The sequence below is a fragment of the Malikia spinosa genome (genome assembly GCF_002980625.1).
GTDB lineage: Bacteria > Pseudomonadota > Gammaproteobacteria > Burkholderiales > Burkholderiaceae_C > Malikia > Malikia spinosa.
On the sequence record NZ_PVLR01000034.1, the window covers coordinates 1 to 18,810 of the forward strand.

Below are 18,810 nucleotides of genomic sequence, written 5' to 3' on the forward strand. Positions count from 1 at the left end.
TTAGCCGACAGGTGCTTGCGGCTCGGATAAGCGATATTGATCTGCAGCCTTGGCAGGTCCCAGTCGTTCAGGATCGGTACCAGCCGCCCGGCAACGATGTCGTCGTAGACGATGTAGCTGGGCTGCACAAGGATGCCCATGCCGTCGAGCGCGGCCTGGCGCAGCACCTGGCCGTCGTTGGACTCTAGCAGTCCCTGGACGGTGATGGTTTCAACCTCGCTGCCGCGCGACAGTCGCAGCTCGTTCGACTTGTTGGCCAGCACATAGACCAGGAAATCGTGGTTGAGCAGATCCTGCGGCTGCCTGGGCGGATTGCGTGCGGCCAGGTAGCTGGGCGCTGCGCACAGGATGCGCCGGGTCGAGCCCAGCCGACGGATCATGATGTTGCTGTCGGGCTCGAACTCCCGTGTGCGGATCGCGACATCAATGCCGTTGTCTATCATGTCGAGGTAGCGGTTGGCCGCCTCGACATGGACGCGCACGTTCGGATAGAGCTGGTGATAGCGCTTGAGGCGGGGCGCTATCTGGTGCAGCGAAAACGACAGCGAGGCGCTGATCTTGAGCACGCCGGAGGGGTTCAAGGTGTGGCGGTTGACCGCTGCTTCGGCATCCTGCAGTTCGGTCAGCACGAGGCGGGCCCGCTCATAGAACTCCTGGCCTTCGCTGGTCAGGTACAGCCGGCGGGTATTGCGCTCGACCAGCCGGGCCTTGAGCCGGTTTTCCAGGGCAGCCAGATACCGGCTCGCCGCCGGGTTGGACAGCCCGAGCGACTCCGCGGCCCGGCCCATGCTGCCGCTTTCCGCGATCTTGACGAACAACTCCAGCTCGGTCAGTCTGTCCATGGTTTTCCTTTTTCCGGAAAAGTAAATTCCGGTTTTGCCACTTTATCTCCGTTTTAAGAAATTATAGAGTGAGGTCAGGTTTTTGCCATCCCACCATTCGAACCGGAGACCACCATGCGCAACCTGAACCAAGACAACATCACGCAAGCCGTCATTGCCAGCTTTGCCAACACGACCGATCCCCGCCTCAAGCAGATCATGACCAGTCTGGTCCAGCATCTCCATGCCTTCGCCCGCGAGGTCAAGCTGACCGAGGAGGAATGGTTCCAGGGCATCGAGTTCCTGACCCGTACCGGCCACATCACCAACGACAAGCGCCAGGAGTTCATCCTGCTGTCGGATACGCTGGGTCTGTCGACGCTGACGGTCGCGATGAACAACGACAAGCCGGCCGGCTGCACCGAGGCCACCGTCTTCGGTCCCTTCCACGTCAAGGGTGCGCCCCACTATGAGCTCGGCGCTGACATCGCCAACGGCGCCAAGGGCACGCTTTGCCGGGTGCGCGGCCAGGTCAGGGGAATCAACGGCGAGCCGGTGCCGGGCGCCCAGCTTGACGTCTGGCAGTCCGACGAGGACGGTCTCTACGATGTCCAGCATGAAGGCCTGGAACAGGCCCAGGCACGAGGCATCCTGACGGCTGATAGCGAAGGCCGCTACCATTTCCGCTCCATCGTGGCGGTGCCGTATGCGATTCCGCACGATGGCCCGGTGGGCGCGATGCTCGAGGCGACGGGCCGCCACCCCTGGCGCCCGGCCCACCTGCACTTCATGGTCACCGCGCCGGGTTACGAGACCTTGATCACCCATGTGTTCCGCGACCACAGCGACTACCTGGATTCGGACGCCGTCTTCGGCGTGCGGCAGTCGCTGGTCTGCGACTGGGTGCAGCAGCCCGACGGCAGCTACCAGATGGAATACGACTTCGTCCTGAACCCGGCCAAGTGAAGGAGCAGTAGATGCTGTTTGCCTTCATCCTGCAGGACAAGCCGGGCAGCGCCGATCTGCGCGCCAGTGTCCGGCCCGAGCACAAGAGCTACCTGGCTGCCGTGCAAGACCGCATTGCATTCGCCGGGCCGCTGACCGATGACGACGGACTGTCGATGATCGGCAGCCTGCTGGTGATCGACTTCGCGAGCCGCGATGCGGCCCAGGCCTGGCTCGCCGCCGAGCCTTTCACTCGGGCCGGGCTCTATGCCAGCACGGCGGTTCATGCCTTCTCGAACCTCTGGCCGCAAAAGGCCGGTTTTCCGCCGGCGCAGGCTTGAGGTATGACCATGATCCGACACATCGTGATGTGGAACCTGCGTGGGGATACCGCACAGGAAAAGGCCGCTGGCATCGAGCAGCTCAAGGGCAGCTTCAACAGCCTGCGGGGCAAGATCCCCGGTCTGCTGACGCTGGAAATCGGCGTCGACAGCAGCAGGGTCGACTACGCCTGCGATGTGGTGCTTTACAGCGAGTTCGAGTCCCAGTCGGCGCTCGATGCCTACGCCTCGCACCCTGAGCACCTGCGCGTCAAGCGCGAACTGGGCGAGCTGCGCATTGCGCGGCACCAGGTGGATTACCGCGTCTGAGTCCGGTAGTCATGCAACACAACAAGGAACACAAAGTGCGCGATTTCATCTACAACGGACAACCGTCCCGGGTCGTGTTCGGTGCCGGTTCGCTGGCCCATTTAGAGCGCGAGATCGACTTGCTGGGCGCCCGGCGCGCCCTGATCCTGTCCACGCCCGAGCAGTCGCAGCAGGCTCAGATGGTGGCCGACCGTCTGGCTTCGCGGGCCGCGGGCATCTTCCCGCGCGCCGTCATGCATGTCCCGATCGAGACCGCCCGCGAGGCCCGTGAGCTGGCACAGAAGCTGGGCGCCGATTGCGCCGTCGCCATCGGCGGCGGCTCGACTACCGGCCTGGGCAAGGCGATCGCCATGGAGTCGGGCTTGCCTATCCTGGCGATCCCGACCACCTATGCGGGCAGCGAGATGACGCCGATTTACGGCATCACCGAAGCCGGTCTCAAGAAGACCGGCCGTGACTCCCGGGTGCTGCCCCGCACCGTGATCTATGACCCGGAGCTGACCCTGACGCTGCCGGTCGGCATGAGCGTGACCAGCGGCATGAATGCCATCGCGCACGCGGCCGAGGGCCTCTACGCCCAGGACAGCAATCCGGTCATGGACCTGATGGCGGAGGAGGGCATACGCGCCATCGCGCAGGCGCTGCCCGCGATCCGGCGCCAGAGCGACGACCTCGAGGGCCGCACCAACGCGCTCTACGGCGCCTGGCTGTGCGGCTCGGTGCTGGGCAATGTCGGAATGGCGCTGCACCACAAGCTCTGCCACACGCTGGGCGGCAGCTTCAACCTGCCGCACGCCGAGGTCCACACCGTGATCCTGCCGCAGGCGATCGCCTTCAATGCCGATGCGGCGCCGCAGGCCATGGCCCGGATCGGCCGTGCGCTCGGCGGGCAGGGCGGTGCCAGCGCGGCTGCAGGGCTGTTCGACCTAGCATGCGACAACGGCGCGCCGGTGTCGCTGCGCGACATCGGCATGAAGGAGTCCGAGCTGGACCGCGCGGCCGACATCGCCGTCAGCAACCCGTACTGGAATCCGCGGCCTTTTGGCGTTGCGCAGCGCGGCGAAATCCGCCAGCTGCTGCAAAACGCCTTCGAGGGTATCCGGCCGGCTTGACCGGTTCAGGCCGGTAGGGCCGGTCGCGGACGTTGCGCCAACTCGACGGCCAGGTCCGCGCCAATGCCGGTCATGCACAGCAGGCGCACGACGATGGCCTCGACCGAGGCCAGCGGGACGGCATCGGTCGTGATGGCCAGGCCGATGCCGACGATCGCATGGGCTGTCAGCCGCCAGACCAGTGCGGGGTCATCTACCTGGAAGCGGCCCGCAGCAGTGGCCCGCTGCATATCGTTGATCGCATAAGGCCCCATGACCCGGAACAGCGCATCGGCAATCACTTCCGAGCGATAGAGCAGCTGCTTCCAGCGCTGGTCGCTGATCGCGGTCTCCAGCACCGTGCGGATGCCGAAGGCATAGACCTCGGCCTTGTCCTCGAAGCCTTGCATCGCCTGCTCGATGCGCAGCGCCAGGTCATGCATCAACTCCTCCAGCACGGCAATCGCCAGCTCGTCCTTGGACTTGAAGTAGTTGTAGACCGTGCCCGTGCCGACATCCGCGCGCTCGGCAATTTCCAGCATGGTGGCGGCAGCCACGCCTTTTTCGCTCATGACGGCGCTGGCAGCCCGGATCAGCGCCTCGCGGTTGCGCTGCTGCCTGCGCGCCACACGGCCCAGGGGTTCACTGGTTTGGCTTGACATCTTGGCTTGGCTCAAATTCTATTCATGAATGACGAGCATTCTAGTGCGAGCATCACCCCCTATCAAGCTGCTCGACGCGACATCGCAAAGCCCCTTTTTTCCTAGGGCAGCTCCTGTTCCGAACCTGCCAACAGCCGGGTTGGGACCCGCTACGGCAGTCCAATGACCAGATTTTGGGGTGAATAGCAGGCTTCATTTCCAGAAAATGGAAAAGTGAATTGCTACCTTGTATGAGGGTTAACCATATGTGAACATAATTCATTTACGAGATAAATTCTGTTCCAGCTTGAAGCCGAAGCGATCAAGGCCACCGAAGCCGGTGGGTCAGACAGATGGCAGCGGCGCAGGGCGGTGCGAGGAGTCGCACTTGAATCCTTCAAACGAAACCTGGAACAGGAGACAGAAATGAGCGTTTCATCCCATACCCATCGCGACGGCTTCGATGCCGATGTGGCCATCGTCGGTGGCGGACCGGTCGGCACGCTGCTCGCCATCCTGCTGGCTAAGCGGGGCAAGCAGGTCACGCTGATCGAGCGCTGGAGCCAGGCCTATGGCCGCCCACGCGCCGTGACTTTCGACCACGAGATTGCCCGCATCCTGGCCACGCTGGGCATCGACTCCGAGAACGATCCGGCCATCAACTACCACGACGAGCTGTATTACTGGAAGAACACCCAGGGCGAGAACATCCAGATCGTCGACTGGCAGAGCACCTCGGCTTCAGGCTGGCGCGTGCGTTACTGGTTCAACCAGCCGGATCTCGAAGCACGCCTGAGCGGCATCGCCGACAGCTTGCCCAACATCACCCAGCTGCGCGGCTGGATCGGCGCCGAGCTGGCCCAGGATGCCGAGGGCGTCGACCTCAAGCTGCAGCGCAATCCGGACGAGGTCGGCCCCGGTGGCGAGACACGCACGCTGCGCGCACGCTATGTCGCAGGTGCCGACGGCGCCAACAGCTTCGTCCGCGAAGCGCTCGGCATCCAGAATGAGGACAAGGGCTATTTCTTCGACTGGCTGATCCTGGACATGATCCCGAAGGGCGAGTACGAGACCGAGCCAGCCCAGTGGCAGCTCTGCGATCCCAAGCGTCCGACCACTATCGTGCCGGGCGGCCCCGGTCGCCGCCGCTGGGAGTACATGGTGCTGCCGGGCGAATCCGTCGAGGAGATGCAGACACCCGAGAAGGCCTGGGAGCTGCTCAAGCCCTGGGGCCTGAATCCTGACAACGCCGAGCTCGAGCGCAGTGCTGTCTACCGTTTCCAGGCGCGCTGGGCCAAGTCCTGGAACCAGGGCCGCTGTGCGCTGGCCGGGGATGCCGCCCACCTGATGCCGCCGTTTGCCGGCGAAGGCCTGTGCGCCGGCACCCGTGATGCAGTCGCGCTGGCCTGGCGCCTCAACGGCATCCTGGAAGGCAAGTTCGGTCCCGAGATCCTGGACAGCTACACCAGCGAGCGCCTGGAGCATGCCAAGCACTACATCGACTTCAGCCAGGAGCTGGGCAAGATCATCTGCATCACCGACGAGCAGGAAGCGGCCGAACGCGATGCCCGCATGAAGGCCGATCTGGTGGCGCGCAACAACCAGCCGGTGCCGACCGATGTCTGCCAGCTGGGGCAGGGTGCCTGGTGCGCCGATACCCCCCATGCCGGCGAGCTGTCAGTTCAGGGCGTGGTGGAGGCGAATGGTAAGCGCGACCGCTTCGACCAGGTGGTCGGCCAGGGCTGGATAGTGATCGGGCTCGATGCCGACCCGGCCGCTGCGCTGATCGAAGAGCAGCGCGAACAACTGGCGCAACTTGAAGGCTTCACGGTCAGGATTGGCGCGCCCGGCACCGCTTGCGATGCCGTCGACATCGAGGGCACTTACGCCAGGTGGCTGGGTGGCATCAATGCGCGCTACGTGCTGCTGCGTCCCGACTTCTACGTAGCTGCGACAGCGAACAGCGCCGAAGACCTGCAGCAGCGTATTGACGAAGTCATGCGCCACCTGCATCTGACCAGCGCCGAGCTGGCAATCGCCTGACGGTGGCAGGCCTCCCGGCCAGATGCGTCGGGAGGCCGCATAGAGCGATCACAACACAAACAGGAGACAAGAATGAACATCCAGCGCAGGCATTTCACCCAGGGCATGGCGGCAGCCGCCCTGCTTGGCACCACTTCCCTTGTCTGGGCGGCTGATACCGTCAAGATCGGCTATGTGTCGCCGCAGACCGGTGCCCTGGCATCGTTCGGCGAGGCGGACAAATGGGTGATCGACCAGATGAAGATCGCTTTCAAGGACGGCATCGTCATTGGTGGCAAGAAGCACGAGGTCCAGATCATCCTCAAGGACAGCCAGTCGAATCCGAACCGAGCCGGTGAGGTGGCCAACGACCTGATCCTGAAGGACAAGGTCGCACTGCTGCTGACTGCCGGCACCCCCGAGACGGCGAACCCGGTCAGCGACGCGGCCGAGCTCAACGAGGTGCCCTGCATCTCTAGCGTGGTGCCCTGGCAGCCCTGGTTCTTTGGTCGCCAGGGTAATCCGAAGTCGGGCTTCGACTGGACCTATCACCTGTTCTGGGGCCTGGAAGACGTGATCGCCAACTTCACCAATGGCTGGAAGAGCCTGCCGACCAACAAGAAGGTGGGTGCCCTGTTCCCGAACGATGGCGACGGCAATGCCTGGGGCGACAAGGAGCTGGGTTTCCCCAAGCCGCTCAAGCAGATGGGCTTCGGACTGACCGACCCGGGCCGCTTCCAGAGCGGCACCCAGGACTTCAGCGCACAGATCGCCGCCTTCAAGCGCGACGGGGTCGAGATCGTCGCCGGCGTGATCATTCCGCCGGATGCCAAGACCTTCCTGACCCAGGCCCGGCAGCAGGGCTTCAAGCCCAAGGTGGTGACTTTTGGCAAGGCGATCATGCATCCGCTCGCGATCGAGGCGCTCGGTGATCTCGGCGAAGGCCTGACGACCGAAGTCTGGTGGAGTCCAGCGCATCCGTTCAAGTCGAGCCTGACAGGCCAGAGTTCCCAGTCCTTGGCCGAAGCCTACGAGGCCAGCTCCAGGAAGCAATGGACGCAACCGCTGGGCTTTGCCCATGCCCTGTTCGAGGTGGCCTCCGATGCCTTGAAGCGCAGCAAGTCGCTCAAGCCCGCTGATGTGCGCAACGCCGTGGCGTCGAGCAAGTTGAAGACGGTCGTGGGCGACGTGGCCTGGGGCGGTCAGGGTCCGTTCAAGAACGTCAGCAAGACCCCGCTGGTGCTGGGCCAGTGGAGCAAGGGCAAGAAGTTCAAGTACGAGCTGACCATCGTCAACAACGAGGCTGCCCCCGCGATTCCCCTGGGCGGCAAGCTCAAGCCCCTGTGAGCCGGCGGGACACTGTCATGCCATTGCTCGCATTGCACGCCGTCAGCAAGTCCTACGGGGCGCTCAAGGTCACCGACAACATCACGCTGTCGGTGAACAAGGGCGAAACCCTGGGCATCCTGGGCCCCAACGGGGCCGGCAAGACCACGCTGTTCAACCTGATCTCGGGTGACGCGAGCGTCAACGCCGGCCGCATCGAGTACGACGGCCAGGACGTGACGGCGCTGCCGCCGCACCTGCGCTGCCGGCGCGGCATCGGGCGCAGCTACCAGGTGCCCCAGCCCTTCGGCAACATGAGCGTGTTCGAGAACCTGGTCACGGCCGCCAGCTTCGGCGGCGGCAAGACCGAGTCGCAGGCCTGGGACCAGGCGGTTCATGTGCTGGAGCAGACCGGCCTGATGCCGCACGCCAACAAGCCGGCCGGCTCGCTGACCCTGCTCAACCGCAAGCGGCTCGAGCTCGCGCGCGCGCTGGCCACCGGCCCGGAGCTGCTGCTGCTCGATGAGATCGCCGGCGGCCTGACCGAGCACGAGGCCGCCGAACTGGTCGATGAGCTCAAGCGCATCAAGGCCACCGGCGTGACCATGATCTGGATCGAGCATGTGGTGCACGCGCTGCTGTCGGTCGCCGACCGGCTGTTCGTCATCAACTTCGGCCAGCAGCTGGCCGAGGGCAAGCCGCACGACGTGATGAACGACCCCGAAGTCCAGCGCGTCTACATGGGGATGGAGGTCTGACATGACGGCATTGCTGCAAACCCAAGACCTGCAGGCCTTCTACGGCGACGCGCAGGCGCTGTTCGGCATCGACTTCGAGCTCAACGCGGGCGAACTGGTCGCGATCATCGGCGCCAACGGTGCGGGCAAGTCGACCTTCCTCAAGTGCCTGACCGGCCTGGTCAAGGCCAAGCCCGAGGCGATCCGCTGGAAGGGTCAGCCCGTGGGCGGCCAGTCACCGGGCGACATCGTGCGCCAGGGCCTGGCCATGGTGCCCGAGGGCCGTCGCCTGTTTCCCTCGCTCAGTGTCGAGGAGAACCTGCTGATGGGCGCCAACGCCGGCCGCAAGGGCCCCTGGAGCCTCAAGCGCCTGTATCAGATGTTCCCGATCCTCGAAGAGAAGCGTGCAGCCCCCGGCACCTCGCTCTCGGGCGGACAGCAACAGATGGTCGCGATGGGTCGCGCGCTGATGAGCAACCCCGAGGTGCTGCTGTGCGACGAGCTCTCGCTGGGCCTGGCGCCGATCGTGATCCGCGAGATCTACCAGGCCATGCCGGCCATCACCGCCGAGGGCATGACGGTGGTGATCGTCGAGCAGGACGTGACGATGGCGCGCCAGGTCTCGCAACGCCTGTACTGCTTCCAGGAAGGCCGGGTCTCGCTGCAGGGTGCCTCCAGCGAGCTGAGCCGCGAGCAGATCAGCCAAGCCTATTTCGGAGTCTGAATCCCATGGAAACCTTAGTACAGGGCCTGCTGCTCGGCGGCCTCTACGGGCTGTTCGCGCTCGGCCAATCCCTGATGTTCGGCGTCATGCGCCTGACCAATACCGCGCACGGCGACTTCCTGATCCTGGGGGCCTTCAGCTCGCTGGCTCTGGTTGCGCTGGGCCTGGCGCCCTGGGTCGCGCTGCTGGCCACGCTGCCGCTGGCCTGGGTCGCGGGTTATGCCATGCAGCGGGTCGTGCTCAACGGCACGCTGGGCAAGGACCCCTTGCCCTCGCTGGTGGTGACCTTCGGCCTGTCGATCGTGATCCAGAACCTGCTGCTGGAGCTGTTCTCGGCCGACCCGCGCTCCATCGACAGCGGTGGCTTCGACCAGCTCAGCTGGGCCGTCACCGACAGCCTGTCGGTGGGCGTGCTGCCGCTGACCATCCTGGCGCTGGCTGTGGCCGCGACGGCCGGGCTGCAGTGGCTGTTCAACCACACCGCGCTGGGCCGGTCCTTCCGTGCCGTCTCGGACGATCGCGAGATCGCCGAACTGATGGGACTGAAGTCGCGCCAGGTCTACGCGCTGGCCACCGCACTGGCGTTCGTGCTGGTCGGGCTGGCGGGCACGCTGCAGGGCATGCGTACGACGGTGGCACCGGCCGACGGTCCGATGCTGCTGCTGTTCGCCTTCGAGGCCGTGATCATGGGCGGCATGGGCAGCTTCTGGGGCACGCTGGCCGGCGCCATGCTGCTCGGGCTGACCCAGCAGGTGGGTTTTCGCCTGGATCCCGGCTGGGGCATCTGGGCCGGCCACCTGATGTTCCTGACCGTGCTGGTGCTGCGCCCGCAGGGCCTGTTCCCCAAGACCCGTGGCTGAGGAGATCCATCCCATGACTACTGCTTACACCGTGGTGCGCGGCACGCGCGCCAGCCAGGCGCTGGCCTTCGCCGCACTGGTCCTGGTCGCCCTGGCGGCCAGCCTGCCGCTCTGGGGCGAATCGAGCTGGATGCGCGACTTCGTGCAGATCGCCTGCTATTTCATCTTTGCGATGATGTGGAACCTGCTGGCCGGCTACGGCGGCATGGTCTCGATCGGGCAGCAGGCCTTCTTCGGCCTGGGCGGCTACGTGATGCTCGCGCTGGGCAACTTCGCCGGGGTCAATCCCTTCCTTAGCGTGCTGCTGGGTGCGCTGGTTGCCGGCCTGATAGCGATTCCCGTCTCGCGCATTGCCTTTCGGCTGCAGGGCGGCTACTTCGCGATCGGCACCTGGGTCATTGCCGAGGTGTTTCGCCTGAGCGTGTCCAACATCTCGGCGGTGGGGGGCGGCTCAGGCACCACGCTGACCGCGCTGCGCGGCATCGACAAGGCCACCCGCGAGTCCACCACCTACTGGATGGCGCTGGCTTGCGTGGTCGCTTCGATTGCGCTGGTCTACCTGTTCCTGCGCAGCAAGCAGGGCCTGGCCCTGCTGGCGATCCGCGACAACGAGGTCGCCGCGCGCTCCCAGGGCATCGCGGTGGACCGCATGAAGCTGGCGGTCTACGCGGTCGCGGCCTTCGGTGCCGGCCTGGCAGGTGCCCTGTACTTCGTCGGCAACCTGCGCATCAGCCCGGATGCTGCCTTCAGCGTCAACTGGACGGCGTTCGCGATCTTCATGGTCATCATCGGCGGCATCGGCCGCATCGAGGGTCCGCTGGTCGGCGCGCTGATCTTCTGGGCGCTCAACAAGCTCTTTAGCGATTACGGCAGCGGGTACCTGATCGGCCTGGGTCTGCTGGCCATCGTCGTGACGATCTACTTCAAGCAGGGCCTGTGGGGCTATGCCCAGCAGCGCTGGGGCTGGACGCTGTTCCCGACCGCGCGCCGGCTGGTGCTGACCCAGGCTGCTGCCAGCAGCCCGAAACCCCGGCCTGGCGCAGTGCCTGCTGCCGCCGCCAAGCCGGCCAGCGCCACCGCCTGAAATCTTGCGAGCTGCCCGGCCAAAGGGGGCGGGCGGCTCAGCCACCACTCACCGCCAAGGCTGTGACGGACCTGTTTCGACAGGGCCGAGTTCCCCCACGTTCCAACACAAGTCAGGAGACAACAATGATCCATCGCAATCTGATCGCCGCCGCCGTGCTGCTCGCCACCCTCGGTACCGTCCACGCCACTGAAGGCGGCGGCTCCGTCTACCCGCACGGTACCGAGAACTTCATGTCCGGTGCGCTACCGCCGCCCGGCCTCTACGGCATGGTGTTCGGCAACCACTACAGTGCCGACCGCGTCAACGACCAGGACGGTAACGACCTGCATGTGCCGGGCTTCAAGGTGCGCGCCAACGTGGTCGCGCCGCGCCTGGTCTGGGTGACAGGCCAGAAGGTGATGGGTGGCGATCTGGCTGCTCACGTCATCGCCCCGCTGGTCGATCTGAAGGTCAGCACCCCGGGCGGCACCCAGAGCAAGTCGGGCCTGGGCGACCTCACGGTCGGCCTGGCGCTGGGCTACCACCATAGCCCGAATCTGCACAGCGTCGCCGCGCTCGATGCCTACCTGCCGACCGGCGACTACGACAAGGGCGACATCGCCAACATCGGCCGCAACTACGCCGCCATCGAGCCGGTCTACGCGCTGAGCTACATCGACCCGAAGGGCTTCAACGGCGACCTCAAGCTGGGCTACCTGATCAACCAGCGCAATGACGACACGAAGTACCGCTCCGGCAACGAGTTCCACTTCGACTATGCCGCCGGCTGGGGCCTGGGCAACGGCTGGGTGCTGGGCGTCGGCGGCTACTACAAGCAGCAGGTGACGGGTGACTCGGGCTCCGGTGCGGCGGGCGACAACAAGTACCGCGGCATGGCCATCGGCCCCAACGTCAAGTACGACAGCGGCAAGGGCTGGTTCGTGACGGCCAAGTGGCAAAAGGAAGTCGAGGTCAAGAACGGTGTCCAGGGCGATGCGCTGTGGGTCAAGGCGGTGTTCCCGCTCTGATATTACCAAGCAGGCTTCGAGGCTGGACTGCTTTGGCAGTCCGGCTACCCATGCCGGTTCGGCCACGGCGTTGCAGCGACTGTCTTACTGAGGTAGATAAATGAGTGCTCCAGTCACCCTGAGCGTGATCCGCGACGAACATCAGGCCTTGTCCGCCTTGCTTCAATCCCTGGCCATGCTGGTCAGGCAGGGGCCGGGGGATGATGCCAATCGCTTTTTTGATAGCGTGCGCGCGATGCTGTTCTACATCGACGAATTCCCCGAGCGCATCCATCATCCCAAGGAAAGCGATCAGCTTTTCCCGCGCGTGGCGCTCCGGTCGCCACAGACATGCCCTGCCATTGCCAGGCTGGACCAGGATCACCAGCGCGGGGAGGCAGCCGTGCGTGAATTGCAGCATCTGCTCCTGGCCTGGGAGTTGCTGGGCGAAGGCAGGCGGGCGGCATTCACCGAAGCGCTGGCCCGCTATGTGGGCTTCTATCTCGAGCATATGCGAATCGAGGAGCGCGATATCCTGCCGGCGGCCGAGGCGACCTTCACTGCCCAGGACTGGTCCGAGCTGGACCAGGACTTCGGTGCCAACCGCGATCCTCTGACAGGGCGCTATCCGCCGACAGCGCAATACGCGAAGCTGTTCCAGCGCATCGCACGCGAAGCGCCAGCCCCGATCGGTCTGGGCGACTGATTCAGCGGTACACCAGTACTGGGATCTTCGAGGCCTGCTTAGTGCGCTTCCCTCTTGGCCATGAGCTGGTGATCAACGCGCAGAACTGCGTGCATTGCATGACCAACGACATCAAGGACTCTACGTAGAACACCGTCTGAGTCAGGCCCGAGGGCGATGGCGGGCCTAACTACGTCAGGGTGCTTGAACCTTGTCACCAATTTAAAAAGAAGAACAGAACGGGAGAGCATGACATGACAGTCCTCGTCGTTGCCGAACACGACAGCACCTCACTCAAGGGCGAGACCTTGCACGCAATCACCGCAGCCTCTGAACTTGTCTTGCTGGGATCCGGTGAGGTTCATCTCCTCGTGGCGGGTCAGCAGGCTGCGGACGCGGCCATCGCCGCTACCAGAGTTTCAGGCGTGGCGAGAGTCATTTACGCTGAAGGTAAATTCTTGGCCCATGGATTGGTCGATAACATCGCGGCCCAGGTGCTGGCGATCTCGCAAGACTGCAGCCATATCCTGTTGCCGACGACGGCGTGGGGTGAGCGCGTCGCTGCGAGAGTAGCGTCTATGCTTGGTGTGTCACCAGTCAGTGACGTTAGGGGATTCCTTTCTCTGAATTCTTTCGAGCTGCTCAATGATGTCGGCAACGCGATCTCGACTTCGCAGAGCCGCGGTGAAATCAAAGTGTTGACGGTGCAGACCACGGGCTTCGACGCGGCAGGTCAAGGTGGGACAGCAACGATCGAGGGTGTAAAGGCGATAGTCGATTCACGCATAAGCCCGATCATCAGGGTTAAGCACGCCAAGGGCGCTTGTCCTGAACTTTTGGCAGCCTGAATGACCTCTGAGTCAGGGACTGCTAGGCCTCCAGGGCATTGACCCCGGTTCTGGTTTTTTACGTCGAGCGGACGCTTCGTGGCCAGGCTGTGCACCTATCGGCTCCAGGCCACGGCCGGCACCGCCCTTCGCCGCCTCTAGAACAAAATTAGTTGCAGAGTATTGTCGGATTTAGTTGCGTGAGCGGCGGACGTTCACGCAACTAAATTTGACAATACCGTGTCATCCTCCCTCAGAGGGAAAGTCGCTCGCCGAGGGCCCGGTCAGTGGCCCTGGACTGCAACTAAAACTAGCAATAGATCTGCGATTCAACTAAATTGGGTTCCTTGTTGCGCCACTGGGGGGGGACCTATGGCAGAGCTTCCAAGGATCGGCAGCCGCAAGGCTCGCGCCACCGCCTCGCTCACGCTGGAGGATCTGGCGTCCTGGGTACCCGTTGACGAGGACGCGCTATCCCCAGAGCGCCGCAGCCTCTTTCTCAAGCGCAAGCAGGCCATTCGGATGTATGTCGCTCATGCGAGCGAAGCCGAACTGAAGGCCGCCACCGGGCTGACGATCCCCGTCGTCTACAGGCTTATCGCTAACCGCTGCCTGGCCCAGCACGAGGACGGAACCCTGCTGGGCTGGCGAGGCGCGCTTCCCTTTTTCCGGATCCACGGCTACGAGAGAAAGGCCGGCATCCACATACACCCGGGCAGCGGCGGTGCCGTCGGCGCCCTGGGCTGGCTGTTTGCCTCTGAATCCGGGCGGGAGATCGAGGCCAGGTTCAGACAACAGATCCTGGCCAGGCCCGCCGCGCTCGCAGGCGCCCGACGCTCCAAGCAGGAGCTGTTTCAGTGGTTCATCAAGGAACTGCGCTCGCTGGGCTACGAGCGCCGGGGCGAGTGGCCCTTCAACGTCCAGCGGCTCGGCTATGTCACCATCGGCCGCTTCATCGACAAGGTCTACAGCGAGGATCCGGTACGCGCGCGCCAGCTCCTCGGCGGTCAGCAGGCCGTGCGCAAGGCCAGGGCAGGGGATGGCACCAGACGCCCCGAACTGCAGGGCTTTGACCGCGTCGAATGTGATGCCCACAAGCTCGACGCCAGGATGGTCGTGATGGTGCCTTCGCCCCACGGGGGCTACGAACCCAGGACCATCCACCGCCTGTGGGTGATCGTCATCATCGAGGTGGCCTCAAGGGCCGTTCTGGGCTACTTCCTGAGCCTGCACCGGGAATGCGGCGCCGAAGATGTGTTGCGGGCGATCAAGTGCGCGCTGTCGCCGTGGTCGCCGCGCAAGCTCCAGTTCAGCCAGCACGCCTACGTTCCCGAGGCCGGCCTGCCTTCGGCACGCCACCCCCGCTACTTGGGGGCTTGCTGGAACGAGTTCAGCGTCGACGGCGCCATGGCCAATGTCTGCGCCCGGGTCGAGCAGCCGCTGCGGGAGGTGGTCGGCGCCACCGTCCTCAAGCCCCAGGATCCGGCCAGCTACACCAGCCGGCGCAGCACGGACGACCGTCCGTTCATCGAGTCCTTCTTCAAGCACCTGGCACAAGGCGGGTTTCACCGGCTCTCCACCACGACCGGCAGCTCGCCGCTGGACAGGCGCGGCAACGACCCGGACCGGGCCGCGCAGGCCACCCAGTTCCAGCTGGAATACGCCGAGGAGCTGCTCGATACCCTCATCGCCAACTACAACGCCACGCCGCACTCCGGGCTGGGCTACCGCAGTCCTCTGGCCCAGTTGGACTTCATCTGCAACGAGCGGGACGCCCCCATCCGTCAGGCCGATCCGATGCAGGTCAGGCGTATGGTCGGGATCCGGCGCCTGTGCACCTTGCATGGCGGAGCGAACACGGGTCGGCGTCCGCACTTCAACTTTGCCAATGCGCGCTACTCGGCCGAATGGCTTTGCTTGCGACCGGACCTGGTCGGCCAGGACTTTTGGCTGCAGATCGAGGACGAGGACGACGCGCGCTGGGCCACGGTGTCCACCCAGCAGGGACTGTTCCTCGGTGCCGTGAGGGCGGCGCCACCGTGGCATCTGACGCCACACACTCTCTACATGCGCCAGGCCATCCGGTCCCTGGACAAGCGCCGGCTCCTCTATCTCTCCAGCCAGTGCGATGCCGTCGAGGAACTCATCCGATACGCCGAGCACTCGGCCGACAAGAAGCTTCAGCCCCACCCGGCCTACCTCGAAGCCCGGCGCGTGCTCCAGTCGCACGCGGACAAGCTCAGGGACGAGGACCTCATTGCCCAGCCCAGGGAAGACGGGCCACCAGAGGCGGCAGCGCCAGAGGCTGGATCGGCCACGGAGACCGGCCAGCCTCGCCGCAAGCTGCCTCCCATGCAGATGGCCAAGACCTGGTGATGGACACCTACCCACCGGCTCCCCTGGTGCCACGCGACCTGCCGCGCGACCACCCCCTGGTCACGATGGACTACTCGCTGTTCACACCGCCCATCCAGCACATGGTCGAGTCCCTGGCGGGCTGGATCGACGACCGGTTCAACGGGGCCGTGATCTACGGGCCCTCGCGATTTGGCAAGTCCAGCGCCGTGAACCACTGGCTGCAGTCGCTGCTGGCGGACCGCTATGGTGGCTATGTCCCGCTGGTCATCTGGAGTCACACCGCCGAGTCGGCGAACCAGTCGGTCGGGACGTTCTACATGCATTTGCTGGAAGCCAGCAGGCACCCGCTGGCACGGGCCGCGCGCGGTGTCCCGGCCCGGCTTGAGATGCTGGTGCAGCGCTGGACACAACTGGCGGCCCAGGGAGGCGGGCGCTTCATGGTGCTGGTCATCGATGAGGCCCAGAGCATGACCGACCGCGAGTGGCAGTGGCTGGTCCAGTTGCACAGCCGCCTGGAGCAGGAGCATGTCCGCCTGTGCGTGTTTTGCGTGGCCTCGGTGCAGTTTTTCGACGAGCCCATCGGGATGGCATTGTCCGGGGGTGCCCATGTCGCCGCGCGCTTCATGCTGGCCACCGAGCGGTTCCGCGGCGTGTGCGGGCTCGATGAGCTAGCCTTCATCATGTCCGGCTACGACCACGCCACCGAATGGCCTCCGGGCTCGGGCCAGTCCTTCACGGCAGGGATCGCCCCGCGCGCCTGGGCCGAGGGTTTCCGTATGGAGGCACATGCGCCGGCCCTCCTGCAGGCCATGCTCGACGAGCTCCCGTCCCGTTACCAGGGTCCGCACGAATTTCCCATGCAGACCATCGCCATGAGCTGCCGGCATGTGCTGCTGCGCATCGCGGGCGGCGCCGACTGGCGTGATGTGACCGGCGCGCAGTCGATGCGCTCCATCGTGGCGGGCTGCGGCCACAAGACCCTGATGGCCCTCGTCTCTGCCGTGGCGCCCAGGCTGAACAAGGGACGGGATCCCGGGTAGCGGCGATGGACGGCACGCCCCACCTCACCTGGTACCCGGGCACCGTGCTGCCCTATGCGTCGCTGTGGCATACCGTCTTGCGCGTGATCGCGCTGAACCTGCTCTCCAGTGGCGAGCTGCCAGACGGCCCGGAGCGGGTGATCGGTTCGTCGTCCGCCAACCACCGGATCGTGCATCTGCTGCACAACGACGGGCTGCCTGTCGATACGCAGCAGCTCGCGCAATGGCTGGGGGAGTCGCCCGAGGCGTTCCGGTGGTCCCACCTGGGGTTCATGCCCGGCTGGTCCCGGTTTCTATTCACCCACGGCCTGCGCCTGTGCCCGCAGTGCACGGCGGCGGGCTACCACTCGGCGCTGCTGTCCTTGCGCCTGCTGGACCGCTGCCCGATCCATGGCACCGCTTTGCTCGATCGCTGCCCATGCGGCCGGTATTTCAGTGAACGGCTCGGGGCCTCCGGCTACAGCCACGCGGGCAGCTGCGTCTGCGGCCAGCTGGTCTTCTTCACGCGGGAGACCTGCCGCCAGCCGACGCTGGATCCCGCCCTGACGCATGCCTTCGATCCCGTCGTGGTATGGCTCGAGCGCATGGCCCCGCTCATCCGACCGAAAGTGGCATCCCGAGCGTGGCAGCTGCGCTGGGATGGTGCCTGGGCCACCCTGCTGCCGCAGTGGGGAGAGGCCCTGGGCTTTGGCTATCCGAGCCTCTTTCTGCGGCCGCCCGAAGTGAACCGCCGCTGCTTGGCGGTGGCGGACAGCGGCAGGCTGGCTGGCTGAAGGCGAGCATCTCCCGCAGCGGCCTGGCTCACGGCGCCAGGCACCGCCACCGGAGAACGCCCGGGTTCAGTCCTCACGCGCGGCCAGCTATTGGAGTGCGGGTCCCGCCACCTGGGTCTACCGCAGCATGGCCCGCTACCTGCGCCGGCATGTGGTGCGTCAGTCGGATCGCTGGGTGGCAGCGTTCCAGGCGTCGGCCAATCCGCTTGAGGTGGCGCAACTGCTGCGCACCAGCCGCCACGCCCTGACGTCCTACGCCGACATGCTCTGGTCGCACCGGATCGAGCCGGACATCGAGGCCCGGCGCTGGCCTTACCGGAAGATCCCGATACCGCCCATGCAGCCTGGCCCTGAGGCCAACCTGCTGCACGAGCGCATCAGCTTCGTCGCGGGAACCTGCCCGCAATCCGGTGCTCCCTGGCCCGAGTCCGTCCGAGACTGGATGCACTACCAGATTGCCGGCGCAGCGCTGCTGTCTCTGTGGCATGACGCCATGGCCAGAGCCGCGACCGCCGCTGCCACGGGCATGGCCAACTGGGAGGAAAAGACCGATCTGACCGACCTCTGTGACTGGGTCGCGGTCCGCCAGCCAGAGGGCCGGCTGCGCTTTCTGGCCCTGTCGATCGAGCGGCATTGGCTGGTGCCGCTGCCGCGCACCGACAAGGCACAACGCCGGGAGCAGGTGAGGCAAGCCCAGACTTTTCGCTGGCAGGCACTCGAGGCGGCCTGCCGGGGCTCATGCCTGACCTGGACGCCAAAGGAGGGATGGTCCGTCAGCCTGTCCTGCGTGCCCGACGCCGTCCGATGGCGCTGTCACCGGCTGCTGGGCCTCCACGACATTCACCCCCGGTTCTGGCTTTTCACGTCGAGCGGACGCTTCGTGGCCAGGCTGTGCAGCTATCGGCTCCATGCTATGGGCGACACCGCCCAGGGCGCCATCGAGGCCTTGCGTCAGAGCGTGCGGCAGTACGCGAAGGTCTACGGGACGCACGACCTCGGGGGTGTTCCAAACCCGATCCCACCGCAGGTGCCGCTGCGCGTGGCCGATGAACTCGCCGAACAAGAGCAGCGTGCCGACGTTGAAAGGGCGCGCCAGCGATTCGGGTTCTGGCACTGTGCGAGCACCGTCGACCACATCACTCGGCTTTACCTGCAGCGGCGCAAGGTCCATGCAACGTGAGGTCGGACGGTGCCTCAGCAGGGGGCCGTACGCGATCCTAGAGCGTGTTATGGACTT

Annotated in this window: 19 protein-coding genes and 1 pseudogene; 18 read left to right on the forward strand and 2 right to left on the reverse strand. The window is 65.2% G+C overall.

All coding sequences use genetic code 11. The features are described 5' to 3' along the window. A partial coding sequence (locus C6P61_RS11820) for a LysR family transcriptional regulator (RefSeq protein WP_105730136.1) occupies window positions 1-842 on the reverse strand: 842 nt, incomplete at its 3' end. A gap of 114 nt (window positions 843-956) precedes the next feature. On the opposite strand from C6P61_RS11820, the gene C6P61_RS11825 reads away from it, so the two are divergent. The 4 genes from C6P61_RS11825 to C6P61_RS11840 are packed head-to-tail and all read left to right on the forward strand — an operon-like array spanning window position 957 to window position 3,528. Continuing rightward, window positions 957-1,787 (forward strand): intradiol ring-cleavage dioxygenase, encoded by an 831-nt coding sequence (locus tag C6P61_RS11825; protein ID WP_105730137.1) that lies wholly within the window; start codon window positions 957-959, stop codon window positions 1,785-1,787. A gap of 11 nt (window positions 1,788-1,798) precedes the next feature. After that, the gene (locus C6P61_RS11830; RefSeq protein ID WP_105730138.1) at window positions 1,799-2,107 is read left to right on the forward strand and encodes a YciI family protein; all 309 of its coding nucleotides are present in this window, start codon (window positions 1,799-1,801) and stop codon (window positions 2,105-2,107) included. Between the two features lie 9 nt (window positions 2,108-2,116). After that, entirely contained in the window at window positions 2,117-2,416 is a 300-nt protein-coding gene (locus tag C6P61_RS11835; RefSeq protein ID WP_105730152.1) for a Dabb family protein, read from the forward strand. Window positions 2,417-2,451: 35 nt separating this feature from the next. Further along, complete coding sequence (locus tag C6P61_RS11840) at window positions 2,452-3,528, forward strand: maleylacetate reductase (protein ID WP_211296976.1); 1,077 nt, start codon at window positions 2,452-2,454, stop codon at window positions 3,526-3,528. Window positions 3,529-3,533: 5 nt separating this feature from the next. Here C6P61_RS11840 and C6P61_RS11845 read toward each other — a convergent pair whose 3' ends face one another. Beyond that, window positions 3,534-4,169, reverse strand: a complete 636-nt coding sequence (locus C6P61_RS11845; protein ID WP_105730153.1) for a TetR/AcrR family transcriptional regulator — start codon at window positions 4,167-4,169, stop codon at window positions 3,534-3,536. A 351-nt stretch (window positions 4,170-4,520) separates the two neighbouring features. Here C6P61_RS11845 and mhpA point away from each other — a divergent pair, with 351 nt between their 5' ends. The 14 genes and pseudogenes from mhpA (at window position 4,521) to C6P61_RS11915 (ending at window position 18,753) form a co-directional block, all read left to right on the forward strand. After that, a complete protein-coding gene (mhpA, locus tag C6P61_RS11850; RefSeq protein WP_280524146.1) occupies window positions 4,521-6,191 on the forward strand; it encodes a bifunctional 3-(3-hydroxy-phenyl)propionate/3-hydroxycinnamic acid hydroxylase MhpA in 1,671 nt (556 codons plus the stop codon). 72 nt (window positions 6,192-6,263) lie between these two features. After that, window positions 6,264-7,517 carry an ABC transporter substrate-binding protein gene (locus C6P61_RS11855; RefSeq protein WP_105730141.1) on the forward strand — a complete coding sequence of 418 codons (1,254 nt, stop codon included), beginning with the start codon at window positions 6,264-6,266 and terminating at the stop codon, window positions 7,515-7,517. Window positions 7,518-7,534: 17 nt separating this feature from the next. After that, window positions 7,535-8,254: an ABC transporter ATP-binding protein gene (locus C6P61_RS11860; RefSeq protein ID WP_105730142.1), complete on the forward strand. Its 720-nt coding sequence runs from the start codon at window positions 7,535-7,537 to the stop codon at window positions 8,252-8,254. A 1-nt stretch (window position 8,255) separates the two neighbouring features. Next, window positions 8,256-8,957, forward strand: a complete 702-nt coding sequence (locus C6P61_RS11865) for an ABC transporter ATP-binding protein (RefSeq protein WP_105730143.1) — start codon at window positions 8,256-8,258, stop codon at window positions 8,955-8,957. Between the two features lie 5 nt (window positions 8,958-8,962). Beyond that, window positions 8,963-9,817 (forward strand): branched-chain amino acid ABC transporter permease, encoded by an 855-nt coding sequence (locus tag C6P61_RS11870; protein ID WP_211296977.1) that lies wholly within the window; start codon window positions 8,963-8,965, stop codon window positions 9,815-9,817. A 13-nt stretch (window positions 9,818-9,830) separates the two neighbouring features. Continuing rightward, the gene (locus tag C6P61_RS11875) at window positions 9,831-10,901 is read left to right on the forward strand and encodes a branched-chain amino acid ABC transporter permease (protein WP_105730144.1); all 1,071 of its coding nucleotides are present in this window, start codon (window positions 9,831-9,833) and stop codon (window positions 10,899-10,901) included. 125 nt (window positions 10,902-11,026) lie between these two features. After that, window positions 11,027-11,911 carry a SphA family protein gene (locus C6P61_RS11880; protein ID WP_105730145.1) on the forward strand — a complete coding sequence of 295 codons (885 nt, stop codon included), beginning with the start codon at window positions 11,027-11,029 and terminating at the stop codon, window positions 11,909-11,911. Window positions 11,912-12,011: 100 nt separating this feature from the next. Continuing rightward, window positions 12,012-12,596, forward strand: coding sequence for a hemerythrin domain-containing protein (locus C6P61_RS11885; RefSeq protein ID WP_105730146.1), 585 nt, complete (start codon window positions 12,012-12,014; stop codon window positions 12,594-12,596). A gap of 56 nt (window positions 12,597-12,652) precedes the next feature. Next, window positions 12,653-12,724: pseudogene (locus tag C6P61_RS18190) on the forward strand (4Fe-4S dicluster domain-containing protein); the annotation flags it as partial. Window positions 12,725-12,829: 105 nt separating this feature from the next. Beyond that, window positions 12,830-13,423, forward strand: a complete 594-nt coding sequence (locus C6P61_RS11895; RefSeq protein ID WP_105730147.1) for an adenine nucleotide alpha hydrolase family protein — start codon at window positions 12,830-12,832, stop codon at window positions 13,421-13,423. A 351-nt stretch (window positions 13,424-13,774) separates the two neighbouring features. Next, a complete protein-coding gene (locus C6P61_RS18005; RefSeq protein WP_105730148.1) occupies window positions 13,775-15,778 on the forward strand; it encodes a hypothetical protein in 2,004 nt (667 codons plus the stop codon). After that, window positions 15,778-16,800 (forward strand): ATP-binding protein, encoded by a 1,023-nt coding sequence (locus C6P61_RS11905; RefSeq protein ID WP_105730149.1) that lies wholly within the window; start codon window positions 15,778-15,780, stop codon window positions 16,798-16,800. Before C6P61_RS18005 ends, C6P61_RS11905 begins: the two co-directional genes overlap by 1 nt. Window positions 16,801-16,805: 5 nt before the next feature. After that, window positions 16,806-17,573 carry a hypothetical protein gene (locus C6P61_RS11910; RefSeq protein WP_105730150.1) on the forward strand — a complete coding sequence of 256 codons (768 nt, stop codon included), beginning with the start codon at window positions 16,806-16,808 and terminating at the stop codon, window positions 17,571-17,573. Between the two features lie 127 nt (window positions 17,574-17,700). After that, window positions 17,701-18,753: a hypothetical protein gene (locus tag C6P61_RS11915; RefSeq protein ID WP_105730151.1), complete on the forward strand. Its 1,053-nt coding sequence runs from the start codon at window positions 17,701-17,703 to the stop codon at window positions 18,751-18,753. Window positions 18,754-18,810 lie beyond the last annotated feature (57 nt).

Coding starts and splice junctions, on each gene's coding strand:
- C6P61_RS11905 (WP_105730149.1), top strand. CDS start 15,778: ATGGACACCTACCCACCGGCTCCCCTGGTGCCACGCGACCTGCCGCGC.
- C6P61_RS11870 (WP_211296977.1), top strand. CDS start 8,963: ATGGAAACCTTAGTACAGGGCCTGCTGCTCGGCGGCCTCTACGGGCTG.
- C6P61_RS11845 (WP_105730153.1), bottom strand. CDS start 4,169: ATGTCAAGCCAAACCAGTGAACCCCTGGGCCGTGTGGCGCGCAGGCAG.
- C6P61_RS18005 (WP_105730148.1), top strand. CDS start 13,775: ATGGCAGAGCTTCCAAGGATCGGCAGCCGCAAGGCTCGCGCCACCGCC.
- C6P61_RS11835 (WP_105730152.1), top strand. CDS start 2,117: ATGATCCGACACATCGTGATGTGGAACCTGCGTGGGGATACCGCACAG.
- C6P61_RS11875 (WP_105730144.1), top strand. CDS start 9,831: ATGACTACTGCTTACACCGTGGTGCGCGGCACGCGCGCCAGCCAGGCG.
- C6P61_RS11860 (WP_105730142.1), top strand. CDS start 7,535: ATGCCATTGCTCGCATTGCACGCCGTCAGCAAGTCCTACGGGGCGCTC.
- C6P61_RS11865 (WP_105730143.1), top strand. CDS start 8,256: ATGACGGCATTGCTGCAAACCCAAGACCTGCAGGCCTTCTACGGCGAC.
- C6P61_RS11885 (WP_105730146.1), top strand. CDS start 12,012: ATGAGTGCTCCAGTCACCCTGAGCGTGATCCGCGACGAACATCAGGCC.
- C6P61_RS11830 (WP_105730138.1), top strand. CDS start 1,799: ATGCTGTTTGCCTTCATCCTGCAGGACAAGCCGGGCAGCGCCGATCTG.
- C6P61_RS11880 (WP_105730145.1), top strand. CDS start 11,027: ATGATCCATCGCAATCTGATCGCCGCCGCCGTGCTGCTCGCCACCCTC.
- C6P61_RS11910 (WP_105730150.1), top strand. CDS start 16,806: ATGGACGGCACGCCCCACCTCACCTGGTACCCGGGCACCGTGCTGCCC.
- C6P61_RS11915 (WP_105730151.1), top strand. CDS start 17,701: ATGGCCCGCTACCTGCGCCGGCATGTGGTGCGTCAGTCGGATCGCTGG.
- C6P61_RS11895 (WP_105730147.1), top strand. CDS start 12,830: ATGACAGTCCTCGTCGTTGCCGAACACGACAGCACCTCACTCAAGGGC.
- C6P61_RS11825 (WP_105730137.1), top strand. CDS start 957: ATGCGCAACCTGAACCAAGACAACATCACGCAAGCCGTCATTGCCAGC.
- C6P61_RS11855 (WP_105730141.1), top strand. CDS start 6,264: ATGAACATCCAGCGCAGGCATTTCACCCAGGGCATGGCGGCAGCCGCC.